Source organism: Streptomyces sp. NPDC047886 (assembly GCF_043204435.1).
Taxonomy (GTDB): Bacteria; Actinomycetota; Actinomycetes; order Streptomycetales; family Streptomycetaceae; genus Streptomyces.
Map to the genome: position 1 here is coordinate 460,639 of NZ_JBIDCF010000004.1, position 26,462 is coordinate 487,100.

General features: G+C 72.9%; 17 protein-coding genes. 4 read left to right on the forward strand and 13 right to left on the reverse strand.

The genetic code is table 11. From position 1 onward, the window contains the following. Positions 1 to 19 precede the first annotated feature (19 nt). The 6 genes from ACGF5U_RS17010 to ACGF5U_RS17035 all read right to left on the reverse strand — a co-directional run bounded on the left by ACGF5U_RS17010 (position 20) and on the right by ACGF5U_RS17035 (position 10,432). Positions 20 to 2,299 (reverse strand): glycoside hydrolase N-terminal domain-containing protein, encoded by a 2,280-nt coding sequence (locus tag ACGF5U_RS17010; RefSeq protein WP_392818516.1) that lies wholly within the window; start codon positions 2,297 to 2,299, stop codon positions 20 to 22. After that, positions 2,296 to 4,272 (reverse strand): beta-galactosidase, encoded by a 1,977-nt coding sequence (locus ACGF5U_RS17015; RefSeq protein WP_392818518.1) that lies wholly within the window; start codon positions 4,270 to 4,272, stop codon positions 2,296 to 2,298. The genes ACGF5U_RS17010 and ACGF5U_RS17015 overlap by 4 nt, the downstream gene beginning before the upstream one ends. Further along, a complete protein-coding gene (locus ACGF5U_RS17020; protein ID WP_392818520.1) occupies positions 4,272 to 6,515 on the reverse strand; it encodes a WD40/YVTN/BNR-like repeat-containing protein in 2,244 nt (747 codons plus the stop codon). The genes ACGF5U_RS17015 and ACGF5U_RS17020 overlap by 1 nt, the downstream gene beginning before the upstream one ends. Before the next feature lie 203 nt (positions 6,516 to 6,718). Continuing rightward, positions 6,719 to 7,633, reverse strand: coding sequence for a carbohydrate ABC transporter permease (locus tag ACGF5U_RS17025; protein ID WP_392818522.1), 915 nt, complete (start codon positions 7,631 to 7,633; stop codon positions 6,719 to 6,721). Continuing rightward, positions 7,630 to 8,715 (reverse strand): ABC transporter permease, encoded by a 1,086-nt coding sequence (locus ACGF5U_RS17030; RefSeq protein ID WP_392818524.1) that lies wholly within the window; start codon positions 8,713 to 8,715, stop codon positions 7,630 to 7,632. Before ACGF5U_RS17030 ends, ACGF5U_RS17025 begins: the two co-directional genes overlap by 4 nt. A gap of 25 nt (positions 8,716 to 8,740) precedes the next feature. Continuing rightward, on the reverse strand, positions 8,741 to 10,432 hold the full coding sequence (locus ACGF5U_RS17035; protein ID WP_392818525.1) for a Tat pathway signal sequence domain protein: 1,692 nt from the start codon (positions 10,430 to 10,432) through the stop codon (positions 8,741 to 8,743). Between the two features lie 357 nt (positions 10,433 to 10,789). On the opposite strand from ACGF5U_RS17035, the gene ACGF5U_RS17040 reads away from it, so the two are divergent. Continuing rightward, on the forward strand, positions 10,790 to 13,669 hold the full coding sequence (locus ACGF5U_RS17040) for a glycoside hydrolase family 3 C-terminal domain-containing protein (protein WP_392818527.1): 2,880 nt from the start codon (positions 10,790 to 10,792) through the stop codon (positions 13,667 to 13,669). A 173-nt stretch (positions 13,670 to 13,842) separates the two neighbouring features. After that, a complete protein-coding gene (locus tag ACGF5U_RS17045) occupies positions 13,843 to 15,924 on the forward strand; it encodes a SpoIIE family protein phosphatase (protein WP_392818813.1) in 2,082 nt (693 codons plus the stop codon). A gap of 142 nt (positions 15,925 to 16,066) precedes the next feature. Here ACGF5U_RS17045 and ACGF5U_RS17050 read toward each other — a convergent pair whose 3' ends face one another. The 7 genes from ACGF5U_RS17050 to ACGF5U_RS17080 form a co-directional block, all read right to left on the reverse strand. Then, positions 16,067 to 17,221, reverse strand: coding sequence for an aldose epimerase family protein (locus tag ACGF5U_RS17050; RefSeq protein WP_392818528.1), 1,155 nt, complete (start codon positions 17,219 to 17,221; stop codon positions 16,067 to 16,069). Positions 17,222 to 17,341: 120 nt separating this feature from the next. Further along, on the reverse strand, positions 17,342 to 18,574 hold the full coding sequence (mmsB, locus tag ACGF5U_RS17055; RefSeq protein ID WP_392818530.1) for a multiple monosaccharide ABC transporter permease: 1,233 nt from the start codon (positions 18,572 to 18,574) through the stop codon (positions 17,342 to 17,344). A gap of 9 nt (positions 18,575 to 18,583) precedes the next feature. Further along, positions 18,584 to 20,119: a multiple monosaccharide ABC transporter ATP-binding protein gene (gene mmsA, locus ACGF5U_RS17060; protein WP_392818815.1), complete on the reverse strand. Its 1,536-nt coding sequence runs from the start codon at positions 20,117 to 20,119 to the stop codon at positions 18,584 to 18,586. 20 nt (positions 20,120 to 20,139) lie between these two features. After that, the gene (chvE, locus tag ACGF5U_RS17065) at positions 20,140 to 21,288 is read right to left on the reverse strand and encodes a multiple monosaccharide ABC transporter substrate-binding protein (protein ID WP_392818531.1); all 1,149 of its coding nucleotides are present in this window, start codon (positions 21,286 to 21,288) and stop codon (positions 20,140 to 20,142) included. Positions 21,289 to 21,290: 2 nt separating this feature from the next. Next, positions 21,291 to 22,259 (reverse strand): hypothetical protein, encoded by a 969-nt coding sequence (locus ACGF5U_RS17070; protein ID WP_392818533.1) that lies wholly within the window; start codon positions 22,257 to 22,259, stop codon positions 21,291 to 21,293. A gap of 198 nt (positions 22,260 to 22,457) precedes the next feature. Beyond that, a complete protein-coding gene (locus ACGF5U_RS17075) occupies positions 22,458 to 23,468 on the reverse strand; it encodes a zinc-binding dehydrogenase (RefSeq protein WP_392818535.1) in 1,011 nt (336 codons plus the stop codon). Next, positions 23,465 to 24,628, reverse strand: coding sequence for a mandelate racemase/muconate lactonizing enzyme family protein (locus tag ACGF5U_RS17080; protein WP_392818537.1), 1,164 nt, complete (start codon positions 24,626 to 24,628; stop codon positions 23,465 to 23,467). The genes ACGF5U_RS17075 and ACGF5U_RS17080 overlap by 4 nt, the downstream gene beginning before the upstream one ends. A gap of 190 nt (positions 24,629 to 24,818) precedes the next feature. Here ACGF5U_RS17080 and ACGF5U_RS17085 point away from each other — a divergent pair, with 190 nt between their 5' ends. Next, on the forward strand, positions 24,819 to 25,589 hold the full coding sequence (locus tag ACGF5U_RS17085; protein WP_392818539.1) for an IclR family transcriptional regulator: 771 nt from the start codon (positions 24,819 to 24,821) through the stop codon (positions 25,587 to 25,589). Next, positions 25,586 to 26,437, forward strand: a complete 852-nt coding sequence (locus ACGF5U_RS17090) for an SMP-30/gluconolactonase/LRE family protein (RefSeq protein WP_392818541.1) — start codon at positions 25,586 to 25,588, stop codon at positions 26,435 to 26,437. Before ACGF5U_RS17085 ends, ACGF5U_RS17090 begins: the two co-directional genes overlap by 4 nt. Positions 26,438 to 26,462 lie beyond the last annotated feature (25 nt).

The window sequence follows — 26,462 nt, forward strand, 5'->3', positions numbered from 1 at the left end:
ATGGGTGGGGGGATGGGGATCACCGGGTGCTCAGCGTGAGCACCCGTTCCTCACCGGCGGTCAGCTCCAGCGGCTGTCCGCCGGCGGGAGTCCTCAGGTCGATCCGGCCCGTACGGGAGGGGCGGAGCGTGGCGGTGCACGTGTCGTCGCGCCACTCCAGGTCGACACGGGCGCCGAACCGGGTGCGCACGCCGCGCAGCGCCCCCGCCCGGTACGCGGGGGGCAGCGCGGGCAGCAGCACCAGCCGGTCCGGCGTCGACTGGACCAGCAGCTCGATCAGCAGCGCGGGCAGCGTGTGCGCGGCGTCGGCGTTGTACACCTCACGCCCCGGATAGTGCGCGCTCATCAGCGACTCATGGAAGAAGTCGCCGCGCAGCACCCGGCCGAGGGCCCCGGCCGCCCGCGTCCCGTCCCGCAGCCGCGCCGCGATCAGGGCGTGGTGGAGATGGCCGTGCGCCGAGTCGTTCTCCGCGCCGCGCAGCTCCAGCGCCCGGTGCGCGGCACGGGCGAGCTCCGGGGTGTCGTACGGGTTGATCTCACCGAGCGGCCACACCGGGTACAGATGGCTCAGGTGGCGGTGGTCGTAGCTGTCGGCGAGGCCGGGCCACGCCCATTCGGCCAGCGCCCCCTCCTCGTTGATCCGGTAGTCGGGCAGCCGCGCGGCGAGTTCCCGCAGCCGCCGCGCGTCCCCGGGGCCGCAGGCCCGGTCGGCGGCCGTGGTGAGCGCGTGCCGGGCCGCCGCGATGTCCATCGTCGCGTTGATCGTGCCCCAGCTCGCGTTGGCGGGCCGGTTCTCCGGCGAGTACGACGGGACGATCACGAGCCGCCCGTCGGGCCCGGTGCGGGTCAGGAAGTCCTCGTAGAACCGGGCCACCTCGGCGAGTGCGGCGACCAGCCGGGGATCGGTGGCGCCGGTGGTGTCGGCGTGCTCGACGAGCGGATGCAGCAGCCAGTCGGCCCCCGCCGTCCACAGGTGCAGCGGGTACTCGCGCTGGAAGTGGTACGTATGGCCCGACACGCCGTCCGTGTGCGGCGGCGCCACCACCCCCCGGGCCCCGAAGACCGCCCGGGCGTTGTCCCGCCAGTCCGGCAACTGGCCGTACACCAGCGCCGCATGGGCCTCGGCGACCTCCGGCAGGCCGGCGGCCGCCGCCGACGCGGTCTGGAGGTTCAGATTGGCGTCGGTCGTGAACGCCCCGGCCCAGGCGGTGTCCCAGTCGCCGGTCCACAGGCCCACCAGCCGGGGCGGCAGCATCCCGCTCGCGGAGAGCAGGTGGTAGTGGCCCGCCGCGAACAGCCGCTCGGTCAGCGCCGGGCTGTCCGGGGCGGCCAGCAGCGCGCTGCCGGGCAGGGCCCGGTCGGCGGCGCTCCCGCCGAGGTCCAGCACGACCCGCTCGTACGCCGTGCGGTGCCGCGCCTCGTGCCGGGCGAGCAGTGCGGCGTACACGGCGCCCGGGGCCTCCCGGGGGGCGGGTCCCGCGGGTTCCGCGGCGGGCTCCGTGAGCAGTGCCCGCAGGGCCGCGGCCTCCCCGAGGACATCGCACTCGCCCGGGTGGCGGCGCACCCGCGTGAGCAGCAGCACCTCCCGGGTGCCCGACACCCGGACGCCGGGGCCCTCGACGCGGCTCGTACCGCCCGGCGGCACGACGATCAGCGTCACGCCGGTGAACGCCAGGTCGCCGCCCGGGTAGGCGGCCCGCAGGCTCAGCAGGGCCCCCTCGGCCGTCAGGACGGTGCCCTGGCCGACGGCCAGGTTCCCGGGCGCGCCCGGCAGCCGGTGGTCCAGGCTGATCACGGCGGACAGGGCGGCGCCGGTGACGTACTGGACGATCACGTCGTCCGCGCGGGACACGAACACCCGGCTCTCCCGCCCGGCGCACACGGAACGCACCACCCCGGTCGCGAAGTCGACCTCGCGGCGGTAGCGCCCGCCCCCACCGGCCGTCTCCCGGCGCGTCCGCACCTGGAACGCCGGGTGGAAGGCGCCCACCCAGCGCAGTTCCCGCCCGTCGGTGAACCGCTCGGCGGCGGTCGTGTCCCCGGCCAGGAGCCGGTCCTGCAGTCCGGCCAGCCCGGCGGCGAGCCGGGGCGGCAGGGTGTGGGCGGCCGGTACGGGGAGCACCAGCGCGTGATGGTTCACGATGACCCGGTCGTCCTCCGGATCGCCGAACACCATGGCACCGTGCCGGCCGTTGCCGCTCAGGAACGCGTCCTCCCAGCGGCCGGCCGGGGCGGGCTCCCACGTTCCGTGCACCGGCCCGCCGCCGAACCCGCCCCCGCCCGCCCCGCCCCACGTCATCGCGGTGTCTCCCTGAGCACCGCGACCCCGTACCGCTCCAGCGGCACAGCGCCGGTCACCCGCGCCCCGGTCAGCACGTCCCGATGGGTGCCGGGCACGTCCACCGTGACGGCCGCCCGCCCGTGGTTCAACAGGAACAGCAGGTCACCGCGGCGTACCGCCTCCACCCGCTCCGGCAGCCCGTCGAGCACCGGGCCCACCCCCGCCCGCCCGGCCGCGTCCGCGAGCAGGGCCCGCAGGGCGGCGGGCTCCGGCAGCGTCGACACGTACCAGGCGCGGCCCCTGCGCAGCACCGCGGGCAGCCCGTCGAGCTCACCGCCCCGGTACGCGGCCAGCACCTCGCCGTCGCCGGACGCCGTCAGCTCCTCCGACCACAGGGACCCCTCGAAACCGTCGCAGGGGACCGTCTCGCCCTTGTCCAGCGGCCACCACTCCTGGAGCACGCCGATCCCGAACAGGGCGCGCAGCCGCGCGTCCATGCCGCCGGGGCGGACCCGGTCGTCCCGGTCGGCGACCCCGGTGAGGAAGCCCGACACCAGCGTGCCGCCGCCCTCCACGTACCCCACGAGGTTGTCGATCGCCGCGTCGGTCAGCAGGTACAGCTGGGGGACGACGACCAGGCGGTACCCGCTCAGCTCGTGCTCGGGGTGCGCGAACGCCGTGGTGAGGCCCTGCTGCCACAGGGCCAGGTGCCACGCCCGCACCACCTCCGGGTAGTCGACCTCGCGGGACGGCATGCCGTCCTGCCGCACCGCCCACCAGGAGTGCCAGTCGTGCAGCACCGCGACGTCCGCCCGCACGTCCGTACCCGCCACCTCGGGGCCGAGCACGGCCAGTTCGGCACCGATCCGCTTGACCTCCTGGAAGGTGCGGCCCTCCTCGCCGGCGTGCGACACCATGCCCGAGTGGAACTTCTCCGCGCCCTGCCGCGACTGGCGCCACTGGAAGTAGCAGACGGCGTCCGCGCCGTGCGCCACCGACTGGAGGGAGAGCAGCCGGTTCAGTCCGCGCGGCTTGGGGTGGTTGACGCCCCGCCAGTTCACCGGGCCCGCCGCCTGCTCCATCACCATCCACGGGCCGCCCGCCTGGGACCGGGTCATGTCGCCGATCATGGCGTTGTACTGGCCGCCGTACGGGTCCTTCGGGTCGGGGTAGACGTCGACGGAGACGACGTCCTCCCGCCCCGCCCACGTCCACGCGTCCTGACCCGACCAGAACGGCATGAAGTTGGTGGTCACCGGGACGAGCGGGGTGTGCCGGGCGACGATGTCCCGCTCGGCGACGTAGCACTCCAGCAACGCGTCCGAGGTGAACCGCCGGAAGTCCAGGAGCTGTGCCGGATTGCGCATGTACTGGGCACGGCGGGGCGGGATGATCTCGTCCCAGGCGTCGTAGCGCTGCGACCAGAACGCGGTGCCCCACGCCTCGTTGAGCGCGTCGACCGTGCCGTACCGGGCGGCCAGCCAGCGGCGGAAGTGCCGGGCGGTCTCGTCGCACCAGCAGTGCGTGCAGTACTCGTTGTTGACGTGCCACATCGTCAGCGCCGGGTGCGCGCGGTACCGGGCGGCCAGGTCCTCGGTGATCGCGGCGGCGTACGCCCGGTAGGTGGGGGAGCTGGCGCAGAACTGCTGCCGCGACCCCCACCACACCGTCTGGCCGTTCTCGTCGCGCGGCAGCGTCTCGGGGTGCCGCGAGCCCATCCACGGCGGCGGCGACGCGGTCGGCGTGGCGAGGACGACGCCGACGCCGTGCGTGTGCGTCAGGTCCATCAGCCGGTCGAGCCAGCCGAAGTCCCTGGCGCCGGGGCGCGGTTCGAGGCGCGCCCAGGAGAACACCCCGAGCGTCACGGAGTTGACTCCGGCGTCCTTCATCATCCGGAGGTCATCGGCCCAGGTCTCCTCGGGCCACTGCTCCGGGTTGTAGTCGCCGCCGAAGAGGATCCGTCCCCGGGTGGCGTCGTGGAGCGACGGCATCAGGCACCAGCTCCGGGAGCGGGGTCCCCGTACTGGATGCCGCGCCCGTTGGTGCCGAGGTAGACGCGGCCGTGGACGCGCGGGTCGCCGGTGACGACCTCACCGGTCCAGCCCCACTGGTGGGCGTCGTCGTTGATCCGGATCCAGCTCTTCGCGCCGTCGTCGGAGCGGTAGACGCCCACGAAGTCCTCGACCGCGCCGGTCTGGAAGATCGCCGGGTAGCCGTCGCCGCCGGGGGCCGCCCTGCCGAAGCCGAGCGCGTACGACGCCCAGCAGCTGCTCACCCTGGTGAACGCGCGGCCCGCGTCGGTCGAGTGGTACAGCCCGTTCCACTTGGCCGAAAGCCACAGGTCGCCCCGCCGGCCCGGCACGGCCGCGATCCTGAACTGGACGTCCCCTGCGGGCAGTCCTGTCGCACCGGCCGTGAACGAGGCGCCACTGTCAGTGCTGACGTATACCGTTCCCGTGTCGGTGTCGTACGCGTAGAAGAGCGTCGGGTCGGCCGGGTCGGCGACCGGCGTGGCGCCCTTCGGGAAGGAGTCGATTCCGGCCCAGGTGGCGCCGTTGTCGAGGGAGCGGTGCGTGGCGTGCCTGGTGCCGTCCCCGTGCACGAACGACCAGAGCAGCACGGTGCCGTCGGCGTTGGCGGCGATGGGCCCCGGAGCGTCCTTGGCGATGGCGGGCTGGGCGGCGAAGGGCGCCCACGTCCGGCCTCCGTCGGTGGAGTACGCGCCGTTGCCCCGCTCGCCCCAGCCGGTGCGCACCACGTACGCGGGCCGCAGCGCGGCCTGGGCGAGCCCGGTCGCCGACCCGAACACCGGGTTCGTCGCCATCCCGCGCGACGGCGAAGCGGTGAGCCGCTCGTGGTACATCACGCCGATGTCGCCGAGCCCGCTGATCAGATGCGCCTCCCCGGCCGGGGGCGAGATCAGCTGGCGTACGGAGCTCTCCTCCAGGCCGCGGATCCGCGGCGCCCAGCGGCGCAGGTCGCGGGTGCCGTAGAGGGTGGCGCCCGTGCCGTACACGAGGTTCCGGGAGTCGTACGGGTCGAGTGCCAGCGCCTGGATCCACCAGCCGAACTTGGGGGTCGCCTCACCCCACGCGAGGAAAGGGGTCTCGGAGACGTCGAAGACGGCGGAGTCCTTCAGGGACGTCCAGGTCGAGCCGCCGTCCGTCGACCGGAACAGCGTGTCGACCCGGCCCCAGCGGTTGTTGGTCGACACGACGACGGTGCCGGGGCGCCGGGCGTCGGTGGCGACACCGCCGTAGCCGAACGTGTCACCGGGCCCCGGGCGTACCGGGGTGACGTCGGTCCACGCGCCGGTCGTCGTGTTCAGCCGGTGCACCGACCCGTCCGACTGCCCGTTGGGGCCGGGCGCGTCCGCGTAGGTGACGTACAGGCAGCGGGTGCCCGTGTCGTACGCGGCGCGGATCGGGACCTTCGCCGCGGCGCCGGCCGGGCGGCCCGGCACGGCCTCCCAGCCGCCCCCGGCGCCCGTCGTGCGGTACAGGGCGCCACCGCCGTCGCCCCAGCCCGCGTACACGGTGCGGCCCGCGGCGACGAGGAAGGTGACGCCCTGGCCGGTGGGGGAGGGGGAGGCGGGGAAGGGCGCGGGGGCCCAGGAGGCGCCCCGGTCCTTCGACCTCAGCATGCCGTCGTGCCGGGTGCCCAGCCAGAGCGTCGCGCTGTCGCGCGGGTCGACGAGCAGCCGCTCGCCCGTGCCCCGGCCGTCCTCGTTGGCGCCCAGTTTGACGTCGAGGTCGGTACGGGCCCAGGTGGCGCCCCGGTCGTCGGAGCGGAGCACCGCGCCGTTCCCCGCCCACGGCTGGCTGTACGTACCGAGCGCCAGGTACAGCCGGTTCGGGTGCGCGGGATCGACGGCCATGGCCTCCACGCCCAGCAGGTTCCAGTCGTCCCAGCCGATGTGGTCCGTCAGCGGTTTCCAGCAGCCGGTGCGGTCCTCCCAGCGGTAGGCGCCGCCGATGTCGGTGCGGGCGTACGCGAGGCCGCGCACCGACGGGTGGAACAGCACGCCGGTGAGGAAACCGGTGCCGCCGATCACGGCGGTGCGCCAGCGGTACGGGGCCGCTGTGGCTCCCCCGGCGGCCCGGTCACGCCCCCGGCCCGGCACGGGGGCGGGCGCCGCGTGCGCGGCGGTGCCCAGAGCGGGTACGGCGGCGAGTGCGGCGGCGCCGGCACCGCCGGCGATAACGGACCGTCGGCTCGGCTCGGAAGGACGCATGGGATGCCTCGATCTCTGAAGTGGGGGTGTGCGGTGGAGTCGTAGCGCGGAGAGGGCCTGCGCCTGCCGGGGCGGCGGGTGGTCACGCCCCGGCAGGCGCCCGTCGGAGGGGAGGGCGGCTCGTCATCCGCTCACGGCGGGCCCTCGACAGCGAGCCCCGATCGCGGGCTCGGCTCCCGCCGAGGGCTCGGCGCGATCGCGGCTCAGCCCTTGACCGCGCCGGTGAGCATGCCCTTCCGGAAGTGCTTCTGGACGAAGGGCGACACGACGGCGACGGGGAGCAGCGCCATCACCATGACGGCCATCTGCACGGACAGCGGAGACAGCTGCCCGGTCCTGATGACCTGGGCGAGCCCGGTCGGCGGCTCCTGCTTCTGCACGATCTGGATCATGACGTTCTGCAGCGGCATCATGTCCTGGTCGGTGAGGTAGATCGAGGCGTTGAACCACGCGCTCCAGTACCCGACCGCGTAGAACAGCGCGATCACGGCGATCACCGCCCGCGACAGCGGCATCACGATCTTCCACAGGATCCGCAGGTCGCCGGCCCCGTCGATGCGGGCGCTGTCGATCAGCTCCGGGGAGATGTTCATGAAGAACGCCCGCAGGACGAGGATGTTGAAGACGCTCACGGCACTGGGCAGGATCAGCGCCAGATAGGTGTCGGTCAGACCCAGCGCCTGCACCAGCAGATACGTGGGGATCAGTCCGGCGCCGAAGAACATCGTCGCGAGCAGGGTCATCAGGATCCACCGGTGAGCCAGCGACCCGGTCCTCGACAGCCCGTAGGCGCAGAGCACCGACACCGTCATGCTGAACAGCGTGCCGACGAGCGTCACGCCCAGGCTGACCAGCGCCGCCCGCTGCACCTGACCGCCGCTCAGCAGCTCCTGGTAGGCGACGAACGTGAGGTCCTTCGGGACGACGACGAGGCCGCCCGCCTCGGTGATCGTCTTCCGTGACGACAGGCTGGTGACGATCACGATCCACAGGGGGAAGAGGATGGCGAGGCACGCGCCGGCCAGGACGATGCCCTTGCCGGCCAGTCCGGCCGCGCGCGGCTCCTCCTCCCACACGGGGCGGGGCGGCGCGGCCCAGCGGCTGGGTGGCGTGGTCACTTCTTGTACACCCCCTGCTCGCCCATGAGATGGGCGACCTTGTTGGCCGTGAGGACGAGCCCGAGCCCGACGATCCCCTTGATGAGGCCGGCGGCCGCCGCGTAGCTGAAGTCCTGGTTGCGCAGACCGGTCCACCACACGTACGTGTCCAGCACTTCGGCCGCGTCCGGTCCCACGGCGTCCCGTTGCAGCAGGAGCTGCTCGAAGCCCACGGTGAGCGCGTCACCGACCCGCAGCACCAGCAGCAGGGCGATCACCGGGCGCAGCGCGGGCAGCGTCACGTGCCACATCCGCCGCCACCGTCCCGCGCCGTCCATCGCGGCGGCCTCGTACAGGTCCTGGCTGACCGAGGACAGCGCCGCGAGGAAGACGATGACGCCCCAGCCGGCGTCCTTCCAGATGCCCTCGGAGGTGACGAGGAACTTGAAGATGCCCGGGTCGGTCATCAGGTCGAAGCCCTCGATGCCGTGCTGCCGCAGGGTCTGCGCGATGATGCCGGCGCCGCCGAAGATCTGCTGGAAGACGGTGACGACCAGCACCCAGGAGAAGAAGTGCGGCAGGTACATGATCGCCTGGGCGACCGCCCGCACCCGGGGCCTGATGATGCTGTTGATCAGCAGCGCCAGCACGATCGGCACCGGGAAGAACAGCACCAGCTGGAGGAAGAACAGCACGAGCGTGTTCTCGACCGCCCGCCAGAACGCCGAGTCCGCGAAGATCCGCTCGAACTGGTCGAACCCGATCCACGGGCTCTCCAGCATGGCGGCGAAGCCGTTCTCGCTGAGGTACGGGTTGTAGTCCTGGAAGGCCACCACGTTGCCGAGGACCGGGACGTAGTGGAACACCAGGACCAGCAGCAGGGCGGGCAGCGTCATCAGCACCAGTACCCGGTCCCGCCGGAACCGCGCCCGCAGGGCCGGCTTGCCGCCCTCGGGGGGAGTTCCGGCCGGCTCCCGACGGGCCTTGCGGCCGGACCGTGCGGCCGGCAGCGCGCCCGCCCGGGTCCGTGGTGCCGGTGCCGTGTCCGCCTCGCCCCGGGCGGCCGGGGCTGTCTCGTCCGGCACCGTGCTGTGCTGCGACACGGTCATCTCCTTGCGCGTCGGCGTGTCAGTTCGCGGCGGAGCCGGTGTCGTCCAGCAGCTTGCGGTACCAGTCGCGCAGCTGGTCGCCGCCCTTGCTCTTCCAGTCGGACACCGCCCGCTGGACGTCTCCGATCTTCTTGCGGCCGCGCACGACGTCGTCCTCCAGCTGCTCGAAGTCGTCCGCGAGGTTGGTCCACTGGGACGGCTCGGTCACGGTCAGCCCGTAGAACGAGGTCTTCGTCGTGAAGGCGCCCATCCGCTGCTGCCATTCGACCTGCGCCCTGGTGATGTCCGGCTGGTCGGGGTGGGCGATGTACGGGGCGGGGTCGCCGGTGAGGTCGAACGCGGACGTCACCTGGTTCAGCCCGGTGTCGTTCTTGACGGGCAGGCCCTTCTGGTAGGTGAAGTGGGTGCCCTCCACGCCGTAGTCCGTGAGCATGCGCTCCCTGGTGCCGTACGGCGCCGCGCAGAAGTTGGCGATGGCCAGGAAGTCCCGGACGACCGCCTCCGACGCCTTGTCGCTGACGAAGGTGAAGATGCCGGCCGGCTGCTGGGCGAACAGCTTCGGCGCCGCGCCGCCGGGGCCGAAGACGTCCATCGCCGCGATCTTGAACTCGGGGTTCTGCGCGGCCTGTTCGGCGGTCTTCGAGTACCAGTGGGACAGGTCGTTGTTGTAGACGAGGACCTGTCCCGAGGTGAACCGGTTGCCCGAGTCGCCCTGGTTCTGGGCGAAGGCGTCGGGGTGGACGACTCCGGCCGCGTACAGCTTGCGCGTCCACTCCAGGGCTTCGAGGTACTCCTCGGTCTCGATCCGGTTGACGAGCCTGCCGTCGACCATGTTCCACCACAGCGCCTTGTCGCTGCCGGGGAACACCCCGAACACGTTGAAGGCGGTCCACTTCATGTCGTCGCAGGCCCACACCTTGCTCTTGGCCGCGGTGGCCTCCTTCGCCCACGCCAGGAACTCGTCGGGGCTCTTCGGCACCTGCCAGCCGCGCTTGGCGAAGACGTCCTGACGGTAGAAGGGGGCGATGTTGGTGACGTGCGGGGCCGGCATGGGGATGCCGCGCAGCGCCCCGCCGAAGATGGACCGCTGCCACGCGTCGGTGGGGACGGCCGCCAGGTTCGGGTAGTCCTTGACCTTGTCGCCCGACAGGTACGGCCCGAGGTCGGCGAACTTCGCGTTGACGGCGCTCGGTATCTTGCCGGTGAGGTTCCAGCCGGGCACGACCACGACGTCCGGGACGTCGCTGGAGGCCAGCACCGCGCCCAGTTTCTCGTCGTACGTGTTGCCGTCCTGGTTCTGCCACCGGGTCGTCACACCGATCGCCTCGTCCATGGCCTTGTACCACGGGTTGTCGCTCTTCGGCGGCGAGCCCCACAGCGGCGCCATGATCCGCACGGTGTTGCCCTTGCCGAGCTTGCCCGGCACCGACGTCTTCAGCGTGGCCGCGGCGATGGCCGCGGAGAAGCCGGCCGACGAGCCGTTCTTCGACGGGATGTCGGGCCGCACGACGGTCTGCGCCACATACGTGGGGAGGATCCTCGCCGCGTCCTTGCCGCTCGTGGCGCCGTCCTTCTTCTGGCTCTGCGAGCCGCCGCACGCGGCGAGCAGGGGCACCCCGCCGGCCACGGCGGCCGCGGCGACCGCCGTGGAGGCGAGGAAGCTTCTCCGGCTCGGGGCGGAGCTCGGGGCTGCGGAGGCGTTCGGCGTCATTGCGTCAACCCTTCGTGGCGCGCCAGGACACCCGGCGGTGAGCGCCGGTCGGCTGCGGTGTCTGAGGTGGAACTGGCGGAACTGGCTGATCCGAAGCGGGTCATGGCGCGGCGGCCGACGTCGGTCGCGTCTCACCGTCGAAGCGCTTCGATGTTGCTGCGAGGTTAAGTGAACCCATCCGGCCGCACAAGGGCCGTTGGCAAGATTCCTCCGCCCTCCCCGGGGTCGGGAGCTGGTGAAGCGACACAGGCGCTGCCGAGATGTAGCCCGGTTGTGTCTTGACACCCGACCTCGACCGGCCGGAGCATCGAAGCGCTTCGAAAGATCGCTTCGGAACCTCCACAAGGGGAGACGCACGTGACCGCAGACCGGCTGCCCTTCCGCGATCCGCACCTGCCGTTCGGCAAGCGCGTCGACGATCTGCTCGGGCGGCTCACGCTCGACGAGCGGATCGCGATGCTGCACCAGTACGCACCCGCCGTGGAACGCCTCGGTGTCGCCGCCTTCCGCACCGGCCAGGAGGCCCTGCACGGAGTCGCCTGGATGGGCCCCGCGACCGTCTTCCCCCAGGCCGTCGGACTCGGCGCCACCTGGAACGACGACCTCGTCCGCCGGGTCGGCGAGGCGGTCGCCACCGAGGCCCGCGCGATGCGCGCCCACGACGACCGCGTCGGCCTCAACGTATGGGCGCCCACCGTCAACCTGCTGCGCAACCCCCTGTGGGGCCGTGGCGAGGAGGGCTACTCCGAGGACCCCGCCCTCACCTCCGCCATCGCCGTCGCGTACACGCGCGGCCTGCGCGGCGACCACCCCGCGTACTGGCGCACCGCGCCCGTCCTCAAGCACTGGCTCGCCCACAACAACGAGACCGGGCGCGACACCACCTCCTCGTCGGTGCGCCCCCGCGTCCTGCACGAGTACGACCTGCGCGCCTTCCGCCCCGCCGTCGAAGCGGGCGGCGTCGCCGGGGTGATGCCCGCGTACAACCTGGTGAACGGCCGCCCCAACCACCTCTCGCCGTATCTGCGCGAGCACCTGCGCACCTGGACCGACCAGGAGCTGCTGGTCTGCTCCGACGCGGGCGCCCCGTCCAACCTGGTCGACTCCGAGCACTACTTCGACACCCACGAGGAGGCGACCGCCGCCGCGCTCCGTGCCGGAGTCGACAGCTTCACCGACCACGGCACCGACAGCACGCGGATCGTCGCCAGGGTGCTCGGCGCACTCGACCGCGGCCTCGTCGACGAGACCGACATCGACACCGCCGTACGCCGTCAGCTCCGCGTCCGCTTCTCGCTCGGCGAGTTCGACCCGGAGCTCGACCCCTACGCCGACGTCACCGCCTTCGACACCGACGAACACCGGGCGCTCGCCCGGGAAGCCGCCGAACAGGCCGTCGTCCTCCTGACCAACGACGGCCTCCTGCCGCTCGACCCGGCCGCCGGCCCGCGCGTCGCCGTCGTCGGACCGCTCGCCGACGAGTGCAAGCTCGACTGGTACAGCGGCACCCTCATCCGCCGCTCCAGCCCCCTCGACGGGCTGCGCGCCCGCTTCGGCGCCGAGCACGTCACCCACGCCGATGGCGCCGACCGGGTGCGGCTGCGCTGCGCGGCCGGTGTGCTGCGGGTCCCCGACGGCGACCCCGACCACCCGATCGCGGCCCGCGGCGCCGAGGGCGCCCTCGACCCCGCCCTCCTCGCGGGCCGCACCGATCTGCCGCCCCTCGTCGCCGACGAGCACGGCACCGAGCTCGCCCTCACCGACTGGGGCGGCGGCGTCCTCACCCTGCGCGCCCCGGACGGGCGCTACCTCTCGGTCGCCGACGACCGCCGTGTCCGCGCCTCCGCCGACCAGCCGGGCGGCTGGGTCGTCCAGGAGACGTTCCGGCTCGAACCGCACGGGAACGGGCACCTCCTCCGGCACATCGGGACGGGTGGCTACGTCTCTGTCGCCGCCGACGGCGTGCGGGTTGCCGCCCCGGACGAGGAGGATCCGGCCGTCTTCACCGTGGAGACCGCCGAGCGCGGCGACGAGGAGGCGGCCCGCGCGGCTGCGGCGGCCGACGTCGTCATCGTCGTCGCGGGCAACGACCCCCACATCAACGGCCGCGAGACCGAGGACCGCACCACCCTCGCCCTGCCCGAGGCGCAGGACCGGCTCTGGCGCGCCGCCCGCGCCGCCAACCCGCGCACCGTCCTCGTCCTCGCCTCCTCCTACCCGTACGCCGTCGGCGACGCCGCCGCCGAGCTGCCCGCCGTGCTGTGGACCGCCCACGGCGGGCAGGCGGCGGGCACCGCGCTCGCCCGGGTCGTCGCCGGGGACGTCTCCCCGGCCGGCCGGCTCCCGCAGACCTGGTACGCCGCCGACGGCGACCTGGCGGACCTGCTGGACTACGACGTCATCGGCGGCCGCCAGACGTATCTGTACTTCGACGGCACGCCGCTGTTCCCGTTCGGGCACGGCCTGACGTACACGTCCTTCGCCTACACCGACCTGACGGCCGAGCGGGAAACCGACCCGGCGGCCGGGCGGGACGCCGGACGGGTGCGGGTCGCCTTCACCGTCGCCAACACGGGCGCCGTCGCATCCGACGAGGTCGCCCAGCTGTACGCGCGGGCCGTCGCCCCGTCCGTCGCCCGGCCGCACCGCGAGCTCGTCGCCCATCGGCGCGTCCACCTCGCCCCCGGCGCCCGGGAGCGGCTGGAGTTCGAGGTACCCGTCTCCGCGCTGGGCTTCTGGGACGTCGCCCACGGCCGCTGGACGGTGGAGCCCGGCACGTACGAGCTGCTCGCCGGGGCGTCCAGCGGCGACATCCGGCTCACGGCGGCGATCGTGCTCGACGGCCCGCCCGCCGCGCCCCGGCCCGTCCTGGAGCGCGGGCTCGCCGCCGCCGACCACGACGAGCAGCACGGCACCGAGCTCGCCGACCTGACCAGGACGTACGGCGACTGCGTCACCCCGGCCGGCGGGGGCACGGGCGGCCTGCTGTTCCGCGCCTGCGACTTCGGCGCCGGGGCCCGCGCCGCCACCCTGGAGGTGTCCGGCACGGGCACGGTCGCCCTGACGCTCGGCGACGGCACCCCGCTGGCGGCCGTCGACGTCGCGGCGCCCGGCGGCCCGTACGCCTACACCACGTCGACCGTGGACGTCGACGTCGCCGGAGTCCAGGACCTGCAGATCACCCTCACCGGGACGGTACGGCTCGCGGCGGTCCGCTTCACCCCCGCCCGGCCCTGACCGGCCGTACCCCGCCGGGACAGCCCCCGGGGCCGCCCCGCCGGCCCCCCGGAGCGGGGCACGCTCCCGGTCCGCCCCGGACTGCGAGGCGCGGCGCGGCGGGGCACGCTGGATGCGTGGAGCACAGCGGGCGGCCGGAGACGCGGGAGCTGGGCGACGCGCTGGCCTCGGCGATGGAGGAGACCGGCGCGTCCGTGGGGATGGTGTACCTGCTGCCCCCGGACGGGCGGGCGCTGCGTCTGGCCGTCCTCAGCGGCGTCGCCCTGGACATCGCCGCCCCCTGGACGCGGGTGGCGCTCGACGACCCGGTGCCGGTGGCCGACGCGGTCGCCGAGCAGACCCTCGTGTGGATCGGCGACCAGGAGGAGATGGCCCGCCGCTACCCCCGGCCGGGCCTGGTCCTGCCGTACCGCTTCTCGCTGGCCGCCGCGCCCGTCTCCACCGGCGCCTCCGTCTGGGGCGGACTCGTGATGCTCTGGCCCGGCGCGCACTCCCCGTACCTGGCCGAGGACGAGGCCGACGCGGTGCGTGCCGCCTGCGAGCACATGGCGGGCGTGCTCGCCACGGCCGCCGCCGACGGCCGCTCGGTGCTGCCCGAGCAGCCGCCGCTCGTGGTCCCGCCCCGGCGGCGCGCCCCCGAACCGTCCGCAGCGGCCGCCGTGGCCGCGTTCGTCGAGCGACTGCCCGGCGGGAGCTGCGCCCTGGCCATCGACGGCCGGATCACCTTCGTCACCGCGTCGGCCGCGCAGCTCCTCGGAGCGGACGTCTCCGAGCTGATGGGGGCGCTGCCGTGGGAGGCGCTGCCCTGGCTGGACGACCCGGTCGTGGAGGACCGCTACCGGACGGCCGTCATCAGCCGGGACCCGACGGCGTTCACCGCCGTCCGCCCGCCGGACACACGGCTCCTCTTCGAGCTGCACCCGGACGCCACCGGCATCAGCGTCCGCATCACCCCCGCCACGACGGCGGACCTCCCCGACGTGGCGGCGGGGACGGAGCAGCCGGGCGGCACCGGTCGGAGCGCGCTCGCCCTGCCCGGCCGCGCGGGCGCCCTGTACAACCTGATGCACCTGGCGGCCACGCTGAGCGAGGCCGTGGGCGTCCAGGACGTCGTCGGGCAGACCGCCGACCAGATGACCCCGGCGCTGGGCGCGCAGGCGTTCGCCCTGCTCACCACGGAGGACGGGCGGCTCCGGCTGGCCGGTCAACGCGGTTGCGCCCCCCGGCTCGCCGAGTACCTCTACTCCCTCCCCCTCACCTCTGACACCCCCGCCGTACGCGTCGTCGCCACCGGGTCCCCCGTGTTCCGCAACAGCCCCGACGACCTGCGGGACGCCTTCCCGGACGGCGTCGTCGACAGCGCCATGGCGTCCTGGGCGTTCCTGCCGCTCATCGCGTCCGGCCGGCCCATCGGGTCGCTGATCCTCGGCTACGACCGGATGCGCAACTTCAACTCCGGCGAGCGCGCCATCCTCACCTCGCTCGCCGGACTCGTCGCCCAGGCCCTGGAACGGGCCCGGCTGTACGACACCAAGCACGAGCTCGCCCACCGCCTCCAGGCGGGTCTGCTGCCCCACAGCCTGCCCTCGGTGCCCGGCATCGACATCGCGGCCCGCTACCTGCCCGCCGGTCTCGGCGTGGGCATCGGCGGCGACTTCTACGACGTCATCCGGCTGGACGCGACGACCGCGGCCGTCACCATCGGCGACGTCCAGGGCCACGACATCGACGCCGCCGTCCTCATGGGGCAGGTCCGCACCGCCGTCCACGCGAGCGCGGGCGCGCCCCCCGGTGAGGTGCTGGCCCGCACGAACCGGCTGCTGCTCGACCTGGACCCGGGCCTCTTCACCAGCTGCCTCTACGCCCATCTGGACCTGGCCCGCCACCGGGCCGTGCTGGCCACCGCCGGACATCCACCGCCCCTGTGCCGGCTGCCCCGGCGGGCGTCCGAGGTCCTCGACCTGCCGCCCGGCCTGCTCCTCGGCATCGACGCGAACGCCACGTACCCGGCCAAGGAGGTCCCGCTGCCGCCCGGCACGGTGCTCGCCCTGTACACGGACGGCCTCGTCGAGGCGCCGGGCGTCGACATGGACGAGGCCACCGCCGATCTCGCCGGGCACCTCGACCTCGGCCGCGACCTGACCATGGACCGGCTCGCCGACGTGCTCGTCGGCCACGCCCGGGGATCGGCCCCGAGCGCCGACGACATCGCCCTCGTCGTGCTGCGCACGGCCGGCCCCGACGACGGCACCTGATAGCGCCTATCGCCCGGGTCCGCGGGACCGAGGGCGTCACCCGCCCCCGACCGGCCGCCGGAATCCGTCACGGGCACGTCCACGGCACGGGCACCGGAGCGGCGCCCGTGCCGTGGCACGTCACGTCATCCGGTGAACCGGGTCACCGCGCGGAGAAGCTGTGCACCGTCGCCGACCGGTAGGTCTCGCCGGGCCGCAGCACCGTCGACGGGAAGTCCGGCCTGTTCGGCGAGTCGGGGAAGTGCTGGGTCTCCAGGCACAGCCCGTCGCCCTGCCGGTAGGTCCGGCCCGACGGCCCGTGGAGGGTGCCGTCCAGGAAGTTCCCCGAGTAGAACTGCATGCCCGGCTCGGTCGTCGCCATCCGCATGGTCCGTCCCGACACCGGGTCGCGCAGCGTCGCCGCGTACTGCGGGGCCCGGGTGATGCCCTTGTCGAGCACCCAGTTGTGGTCGAAGCCCTTGGCGAGCACCAGCTGCGGATGGGCCGTGCGGATGTCCCGGCCGATCGGCTTGCCGTGCCGGAAGTCGAACGGCGTGCCCGTCACCTTCGCCAGTTCCCCGGTCGGGATGAGGGTCGCGTCGGTCGGGGTGTACCGGGACGCGGGGAGCCGCAGCTCGTGGCCGAGGATGTCGCCGCCGCCCTCACCGGCGAGGTTGAAGTAGGTGTGGCTGGTCAGGTTGACGACGGTGGGCCGGTCGGTGGTGGCCGCGTAGTCGATCCGCCAGTCGCCGTTCCCGCCCAGCGTGTACGTCACGGTGGTGTCGAGCCGGCCCGGGTAGCCCATCTCGCCGTCGGCGCTCACGTACCGCAGGACCAGGCCGACCCCGCGCGGGCCGCTGAACGGCTCCACGTCCCACACCCGCTTGTCGAAGCCGGCCGCCCCGCCGTGCAGGCTGTTCGGCCCGTCGTTCACGGACAGCTGGTACTCCCGGCCGTCCAGGGTGAAGCGGCTCCCGCCGATCCGGTTGCCGTACCGGCCGATGAGCGCCCCGAAGTACGGGCTCGACGCCGCGTAGGCGTCCAGCGTGTCGAAGCCCAGCGACACGTTCGCGTAGCGGCCGTGCCGGTCGGGTATCTCCAGTGACTGGACGATGCCGCCGTAGGACAGCACCTTCATCCGGGTGCCGCCGTTCGCCAGCGTCCAGCGGTGGACCTTCGTCCCGTCGGCGAGCGTGCCGAAGAGCTCCTTCACGGGCTTCGCGCCCTCCTTCGCGTGGGCGGTGCCCGGCGTGGCGGCGACCGCGGTGAGTCCCGCGGCGGCGGCCGCCGCCAGGACGGTGCGTCTGCTCGTTTCCATGTGCGGCTCCCGAGTGCGATGCGTCGATGCGTCGATGAGTGGATGGGTTGCTGGGGTGCTGGGTTGCTGGGTTGCTGGGGTGCTGGGGTGCTGGGGTGCTGGAGGGCCGGGGTGACGGCCCTACTTGCCGGCCCTGCGCTTGTTCCAGACGTCGAACCCGACCGCCGCCAGCAGCACCAGCCCCTTGATGACCTGCTGGTAGTCGGTGCCGATGCCGACCAGCGACATGCCGTTGTTCAGCACGCCGAGGACCAGGCCGCCGATCACGGCGCCCATCACGGTGCCGACGCCGCCGCTCATGGAGGCGCCGCCGATGAACGCGGCCGCGATCGCCTCCAGTTCGAAGTTGAGGCCGGCCTGCGGGGTGCCCGCGTTGAGACGCGCCGCGTACACGCAGCCGGCCAGCGCGGCCAGGACGCCCATGTTGACGAAGACGAGGAAGGTGACCCGCTTGTCCTTGACGCCGGACAGCTTCGCCGCCGCCTTGTTGCCGCCCAGCGCGTACACATGACGGCCGATCACGGCGTTGCGCATGACGTAGCCGAGCCCGATGAGCAGCACGCACAGGATGAGCATCACCACCGGCACACCGTGGAACGACGCCAGCGTCAGCGTGAACGCCACCAGCGCGGCCGTCAGCGCCACGCACTTGAGCACCCACAGGCCGGTCGGCGGCACGTCGAGCTCGTGGTCGAGCTGCCGCCTGCGGTCGCGCCACTCGCGCAGGAGCAGGAACACGACGGCGGCGAAGCCGAGGAGGAGCGTCGGGTTGTGGTACTGCGTGTAGGGGCCCATCTCGGGGATGAAGCCCTTGGCGATGTTCTGGAAGCCGTCCGGGAACGGGGCGATGGACTGGCCCTCCAGGACGATCTGCGTCAGCCCGCGGAAGAGCAGCATGCCGGCCAGCGTCACGATGAACGAGGGAATGCCGAGGTAGGCGATGAACCAGCCCTGCCACGCGCCGGCGACCGCGCCGATCAGCAGCGCCAGCACCAGGGCGAGCACCCAGGGCATGTCGTGTTTGACGATCATCACGGCCGACATCGCGCCCACGAAGGCGACCAGCGAGCCGACGGACAGGTCGATGTGGCCCGAGATGATGACGATCATCATGCCGATGGCCAGGATGAGGATGTAGCCGTTCTGCTGGATCAGGTTGGAGACGTTGTTCGGCAGCAGCAGCGTGCCGTCCGTCCAGATCTGGAACAGGACGACGATGAAGGCCAGCGCGATGAGCATGCCGTACTGGCGCATGTTGCCGCGCAGACCCCGCACGAGCAGGGCGCCGGCCGACGGCCGCTCGGACGGTGGCCCGGCGGGCGTGTCCTTGGGGGGAGTGGTCGTGGTGGTCATGGCGGGGCCTCAGCTTCTGTTCCGGGTCATCTGACGCATCAGGACTTCCTGGGTGGCGTCGGCACGGTCGACCTCTCCGGTCAGCCGGCCTTCGGCCATCGTGTAGATCCGGTCGCACATCCCGAGGAGCTCCGGCAGCTCCGACGAGATCAGGAGCACCGCCTTGCCCTGTGCCGCGAGCCGGTCGATGACGGTGTAGATCTCGTACTTGGCGCCGACGTCGATCCCGCGCGTCGGCTCGTCCAGGATCAGCACGTCCGGGTCGGCGTGGATCCATCTGCTCAGGACGACCTTCTGCTGGTTGCCGCCGGACAGCCGGCCCACCTGCTCGAAGACGCTGGGCGCCTTGATGTTCATGGAGGCGCGGTAGCCCTCGGCGACCCGGCGCTCATGGTGCTCGTCCACGACGCCGCGGCGCCGCATGGCGGGGAGCGAGGCCAGGGAGATGTTGCGGTTGATGTCGTCGATCAGGTTCAGGCCGTAGGTCTTGCGGTCCTCGGTGACGTACGCGATGCCCGCCGCGACCGCCGCGGGCACCGTCCGGGTGCTGACCTCGCGCCCGTTCACCTCGACCGTGCCCGCCACGTGAGTGCCGTACGAGCGGCCGAACACGGACATGGCGAGTTCCGTGCGGCCCGCGCCCATGAGGCCGGCGATGCCGACGATCTCCCCGCGCCGCACGGTCAGCGACACGTCGTCCACGACCGTGCGCCGGTGGTCGGCCGGGTGCCGGACCGTCCAGCCGCGTACCGACAGCGCCACCCGGTCCGCGTCCTCGCCCGTGTAGCGGGTGCGGTCGGGGAAGCGCTGGTCGAGGTCGCGGCCGACCATGCCGCGGATGATCCGGTCCTCGGAGAGTTCCGGCTCGTCGTCGGGGGCGGCGCGTACGGTGAGCGTCTCGATGGTCCGCCCGTCCCGCAGGATCGTCACGGAGTCGGCGATCGTGCGGATCTCGTTGAGCTTGTGGGAGATGACGACGCTCGGGACGCCCTGGTCGCGCAGCTCCAGGATGAGCCGGAGCAGGGCCGCGCTGTCCTCGTCGTTGAGCGCGGCGGTCGGCTCGTCCAGGATGAGCAGCTTCACTTCCTTGGCCAGCGCCTTGGCGATCTCGACGAGTTGCTGCTTGCCGACGCCGATCTCGGCGACCGGCGTCTGGGGGTTCTCCCGCAGGCCGACCCGGCGCAGCAGCCGGCCGGCCTCGCGCAGTGTGGCGTTCCAGTCGACGAACCCGCCCGTGGCCCTTTCGTTGCCGAGGAAGATGTTCTCGGCGATCGACAGATGGGGGACCAGCGCCAGTTCCTGGTGGATGATGACGATGCCGTGCCGTTCACCGGCCCGGATGTCCTTGAAGGCCACCGGCTCGCCGTCGAAGAGGATCTCCCCCTCGTACGAGCCGTGCGGATGGACGCCGCTGAGCACCTTCATCAGGGTCGACTTGCCGGCGCCGTTCTCGCCGCAGATCGCGTGGATCTCCCCGGAGCGGACCGTCAGACCGACCTCGGAGAGCGCCTTGACGCCGGGGAACGTCTTGGTGATGCCGCGCATCTCCAGTACGGGGCGGGCGGTCACTTCAGCTGCCCCGCGGTGAAGTACCCCTCGTCCACGAGGAGCCCGGTGTTCGCCTTGTCGATGCTGACCGGGTCCAGCAGGTAGGACGGCACGGTCTTCTTGCCGTTGTCGTAGTCCTCGGTGTTGTTCACCTCGGGCGTACGGCCGTTGAGCACGGCGTCGCCCATGCGTACCGCCTGCGCGGCGAGCTTGCGGGTGTCCTTGAACACCGTCTGCGTCTGTTCGCCCCGGATGATGGACTTCACCGACGCCAGTTCCGCGTCCTGTCCGGTGACCACGGGCAGCGGCCGGCCCTTCGTGCCGTAACCGGCGCTCTTGAGGGCGGAGATGATGCCGATGGAGATCCCGTCGTACGGCGAGAGGACCGCGTCGACGCGCCCTTCGGCGTAGTTCTTGCTGATCAGGTCGTCCATGCGCTTCTGCGCGGTGCCGCCGTCCCAGCGGAGCGTGGTGACCTGGTTCAGCCGGGTCTGGCCGCTGCGCACGACCAGCTGCCCGGAGTCCAGGTACGGCTTCAGCACCGTGAGGGCGCCGTTCCAGAAGTACTTGGTGTTGTTGTCGTCGGGGGAGCCCGCGAAGAGCTCGACGTTGTAGGAGCGGCCCGCGTTCTTCGCGGGGGCGCCCAGCTTCAGCCGGTCGACGATGTACCGGCCCTGGAGCTCACCGACGCGCGCGTTGTCGAACGACGCGTAGTAGTCGACGTGTTCGGTGCCCATGATGAGCCGGTCGTAGGAGATCACCGGGATTCCGGCGTCCTCGGCGCGCTGGAGCACCTCGGTGAGCGCGGAGCCGTCGATGGCGGCGACCACCAGCAGCCGCCGCCCCTTCGTGATCATGTTCTCGATCTGGGCGATCTGGTTCTCGACCTTGTCGTCGCCGTACTGGAGGTCGGTGTCGTAACCGGCCTTCCGGAACTGCTCCGCCATGTTCTCGCCGTCGGCTATCCACCGCTCCGACGACTTGGTGGGCATGGCGAGGCCCACGGTGCCGCCCTTGCCGCCGTCCGGCTTGTAGCGGCTGCCGCCCCGGGCCTCCTGGCCGCAGGCGGTGAGGGACACGGTGAGGAGCGCGGCCAGGACGGCGGCGCCGGCGATCCGTGGGGTGCGGGTGCGGGTGCGGGTGCGGGTGCGTGTGCGGGTACGCATGGTCAGTTCCCTTCGGGGGCGGTCAAGCGCCTCAGGTCGCCCGGCAGGCGGGAACCGAGCGGCGACATACCGCCGTCGGCGCCGAGCCGGGCCAGCAGGTCGAGGACGAGGCGTCCTCGGCGGACGCGCTCGCGGGCGGTCGCGAGCGCGGTGTCGCGCAGCTGGGCGCCGTAGGGGTAGATGCCGGGGGAGCGGCTGAGCCCGAACTTGAGGTACAGGGGGGCGCCGCGCCGGATCAGCTCGGCCGCCTCGTACATCCGCACGTAGCCGCCGAGGTCGTCGGGGGCCTCCACGTACATGTCCATCGGGGCGCGGCTGACCCGCCGGATCTCGGTGAGGTGGTCCAGGGTCAGATCGGACGGCACATTGATCGAGTCAGCGCCGAGCCCCTCGTACACGGCGTACGAGGCCGGGTTGACCGGTCCGGTGAGCGCGGACAGCTTGAGGGTGGTGCCGGCGGGCAGCCGGCCGGCGGCGCGCAGCCGGTGCAGGGTCCACAGGACGCCCTCGTCGGCGACGAGGAGGCAGCGCACTCCCAGCGCGGTGGCGCGCAGCGCGTCCTCGACGCAGCCGGCCAGCGCGTCATGGCCCCGGGCGCGCAGCCCGGCACCGCCCGAGTCGGTGCGGGTGCCGGCGCCGATGTCCCAGGTGCCGCGCGGTCCGGTGAACAGGCAGAGCTCTATGCCGCGTTCGGCGCAGGACTCCACCATCTCGGTGATCTCGGCGTCGGTGAGCATCCACACGCCGCTGCCCTGGCTGACCCGGTGGATCGGCACGTCCAGCCGGGAGCTCTCCTTGAGGACGACGGCGAGGGCCTCGGGGCCCTCCACCGAGGGCAGTTCGGTGCGCCAGGTACCGCCGTCGGGGAAGGAGTGCGGGGAGGTGTCGGCCGGGTCGGCGGCGGGGACCGGATGGCCGATCCCGGCGAGGGCTTCGGCGCCGGGGCGGCGGGGTGCTGACGGGGCGTTCACAGGACTCCTCGGGTCAGTGCGGTCGAGCGGGCCGACCTGGATGTTCGAAATTCCGGACACCATTCGGGACGTGGGGTGTACGGCGGTACGGGAGCGGACAGGCGCGTCCCGTACCGCCGTACGTCAGGCGGGCCCCTCAGGGGCGTCTGGCCGGGCCGTGGCCCAGCGGGTCGTCCGGCGGGATCCGCCGGACACCCCCTAAGGGCGCAACAGCACCTTTCCGGTCTTCGCGTCGCCCCCGCCGACCAGGGCGATCGCGTCCGCGAACCGCTCCAGCGGGAACTCGTGCGTGATCAGCGGCGCCGGGTCCAGCAGCCCGAGCCCGAACGCCCGGACCGCGTCCGCCCACGCCGACGACGTGGCGCCGAAGACGCTGCGGATCTCCAACTGGCTCACCGACAGGTGCACCGGGTCGATCCCGGTCGCACCCGCCGCGAACATCCCGGTCAGCACCACCCGGCCGCCCCGGCGCGCCAGCAGGCAGGAGGACGCCGCCGTGGAGGGCGCGCCCGCCGTCTCGACCACCAGGTCGAACCGGCCGTGCAGCGCCTCGGCCTCGGCCGGGTCCAGCGACTCCGTCGCCCCGAACCGCAGCGCCGTGTCGGCGCGCGCCGCCCGGGGGTCCACCACGGCCAGCTCGGCGGGCGACGACGCGGCCAGCGACTGCACCGCGAGCAGCCCGAGGGTGCCGGCGCCCACCACCGCGACGCGCTCGCCGGGGCGCGGCCGGCCCGCCCGTACCGCCGCCGCGATCACCGCGGCCGGCTCGAGCAGCGCGGCCGCCCGCAGGTCGGCGGCGTCGTCCAGCACGTGCAGCAGCCGCGCCGGCACCGTCAGCAGGTCGGCGAAGGCACCCGGCTCGGTGAACCCGGTCTCCGCGTACCCGGCGGTGCACAGGCTGGTCTCCCCGCTGCGGCACCGCTCGCACGTCCCGCACGCCCTGAACCCCTCGGCGACCGTCTTGCGGCCCACCAGCGCCGGGTCCACGCCCTCGCCCACCGCCTCGACGGTCCCTGCCCACTCGTGGCCCGGGACCACCGGATAGCGCACGTAGCCGGGGGCGCGGTGGCCTTCCAGCACCTCGCGGTCGCTCATGCAGATGCCGGCCGCCGCGACCCGCACCAGCACCTCGCCGTGGCCGGGCACCGGTGCGTCCCGTTCGACGAGGCGGTGCGAGCCCGGCCGGTCGACGACGAGCGCCCGGCTCACCGGCTCTCCTTCGGTGCCCGCTTCTCCCAGCCCTCGGCCCACAGGTCGAACCGGGCCCGCTGCTGCGGGAACTCGGCCGCCGCCTCCACGTCGAGTTCCACGCCGAGGCCCGGCGCGTGCGACACCTCGAAGCAGCCGGTCTCCGGGTCCACCTGCGGGGCGCCCTTGACCACCTTCTTGATCTCGGCGTCCGCGAAGTCGTTGAAGTGCTCCAGGATCTTGAAGTTCGGGGTGCAGGCGGCCAGCTGGAGGGAGGCCGCCGTGAGCACGCTGCCCCCCACGTTGTGCGGGGCCACCAGCATGTAGTGCGTCTCGGCGGTCGCCGCCAGCTTGCGCGTCTCCAGGATGCCGCCGATGTGTCCCAGGTCCGGCTGGATGATGTCGGCCGCCTGCGATTCGAACAGCTCCCGGAACTCGATCCGGTCATGGATCCGTTCACCGGTCGCGACCGGCAGGTCCACCTTGTCCGCGACCTTCTTCAGCGCCTTGAGGTTCTCCGGCGGCACCGGCTCCTCCAGCCACGCGGGGCGGAACGGCGCCAGCTCCTTCGCCAGTCGTACGGCCGTGGCCGGGCTGAACCGCCCGTGCATCTCCAGCATCAGCTCCGCGTCCGGGCCGATCGCGTCCCGCACCGCCTCGATCAGCGACACGGCGTACCGCGTCTGCTCGGCGTCCAGCTCCAGGTGCCCGGTGCCGAACGGGTCGATCTTCAGCGCCCGGTAACCGCGCGCCACGACCTCCTGGGCCGCCTTGTGGTACGCCTCCGGCGTCCGCTCCGTGGTGTACCAGCCGTTCGCGTACGCCTTGACCCGGTCCGTCACCTTGCCGCCGAGCAGCTGCCACACCGGCACGCCCAGCGCCTTGCCCTTGATGTCCCAGCAGGCCATCTCCACGACGGCGACGCCGGACATGACGATCTCGCCGGCGCGCCCGTAGTCGCCGTACTTCATCCGGCGTACCAGGTCCTCCACCGCGAACGGGTCGGAGCCCGCGATGTGGTTGGCCTCCGCCTCCCGGAGGTAGCCCACCAGCGCGTCGGTACGACCGAGCATCCGTGTCTCACCCACACCGGTGAGCCCCTCGTCGGTGTGGACGAGCACATAGGTGAGATTGCGCCAGGGGGTCCCGACGACATGAGTGCTGATTCCCGTGATGCGCACGGCTGTTGCCCTCTCCCGAGCGTTCGGTATTTCGGCAGACGTTCGAAATCTTGGCGTGACCGTAATCACCGCTCTGGAGGGTGTCAATGCTCCTCGCACGGCCGTTGCCGCCCGAAGTCCACTGGCGCTAGCCTGTGTTCGTCATACCGGCCAGCTGCCGGAGTTTCGAACGAAGGGGTGGGTGGGCGGTATGGGTCGTCTTGTCCCCGCGGTCACCAGGGCACTCGACATACTGGAACTCTTCCTCGACGGCGACGGAACACTCTCGGCGCCGGAGGTCACCCGCAGGCTGCAGCTCCCGCGCACCACCGTGCACGAGCTCATCACCACCCTCGCGGCCCGCTCCTACCTGGTCCCCGTGCCCGAACACCCGGGCCGCTACCGCCTCGGCGTCCGCACCCACCAGCTCGGCAGCCGCTACGCCGAACAGCTCGACCTGGCCGCCGAGGGCCGGCGCGTCGCCCAGGAGGTCGCCGAGACCTGCGACGAGACCGTCCATGTCGCCATCCTGGAGGACCTCGACGTCATCTACATCGCCAAGGTCGACTCCACCCACGCCGTACGGATGGTCTCGGCCGCGGGCCGCAGGCTCCCCGCGCACTGCACCGCCGTCGGCAAGATGCTGCTCGCCTCCCTCGCCGAGGACGAACTCGACCTCCGCACCGACGGACGCGAACTGGCCGCCATGACCCCCAAAAGCCTCACCGACCCCGAGGAACTGCGCACCGCGCTCGCCGCCGTCCGGGAGCGCGGCATCGCCATCGAGCACCAGGAGTCCAACCCGGACGTCAGCTGTGTCGCCGCACCCGTCAGGGACGGGACCGGACAGGTCGTCGCCGCCCTGTCCATCTCCGTCCCGATGATCCGCTGGAGCGAGGAACGCGAGGCCGAACTCGCCGAACTCGCGGCCAAGGGCGCCGACGACCTCTCCACCAGCCTCGGCCACCGGAGCGGGCGGTGACCCGCACCCCCGTGGACGTCGCCGTACGGGAAGCGGCGGCGCTCGGCGAGGGCCCCACCTGGGACCCGGCCACCCGGCGGCTCCTCTGGGTCGACATCCTGAACGCACGCGTCCACACCCACGACCCCGCGACCGGCCGCCGCACCGTCATGCTCACCGCACAGCACGTCGGCGCCGCCAAACCCCGCGCCGGCGGCGGACTCGTCGTCAACCTCCGGGACGGCATCGGTCTGTACGACCCCGACGGCACCTTCCGCTGGCTCGTCCACGACCCGGTGCCGGGCCGCCGCGGCAACGACGCGGCCGTCGCCCCCGACGGATCGCTGTGGGCCGGCACCATGCGCTACGACGAGGCGAAGGGCGGCGGTACCCTCGCCCGGATCGCCCCCGAGGGCACGGCCACCACGGTCCTGCCCGACCTCACCGTCAGCAACGGCACCGGCTGGAGCCCCGACGGCACGCTCCTCTACCACGCCGACAGCCCCACCCGGCGGATCGACGTCTGCCGCACCGACGGAGAAGGTCTCACCGGACGGCGCCCCTTCGCGGTGATCGAACCCGACGCGGGCTACCCCGACGGCCTCACCGTCGACGCCGACGGCTGCGTCTGGGTCGCCCTCTGGGACGGCGCCGCGATCCGCCGCTACACCCCGGACGGCCGCCTGGACCGCACCGTCGACCTCCCCGTGCGCCGCCCCACCGCCTGCGCGTTCGGCGGCCCCGGACTGCGCGACCTCTTCATCACCACCGCCCGCACCGGCCTGACCCGCCCCCACCCCCTGTCCGGGTCCCTGCTGGTGCTCCCCGACGCGGGCCGCGGCCTGCCGGGCACCCCCTTCGGGGGCTGACCATCACCACCCCCAGCGACACCGC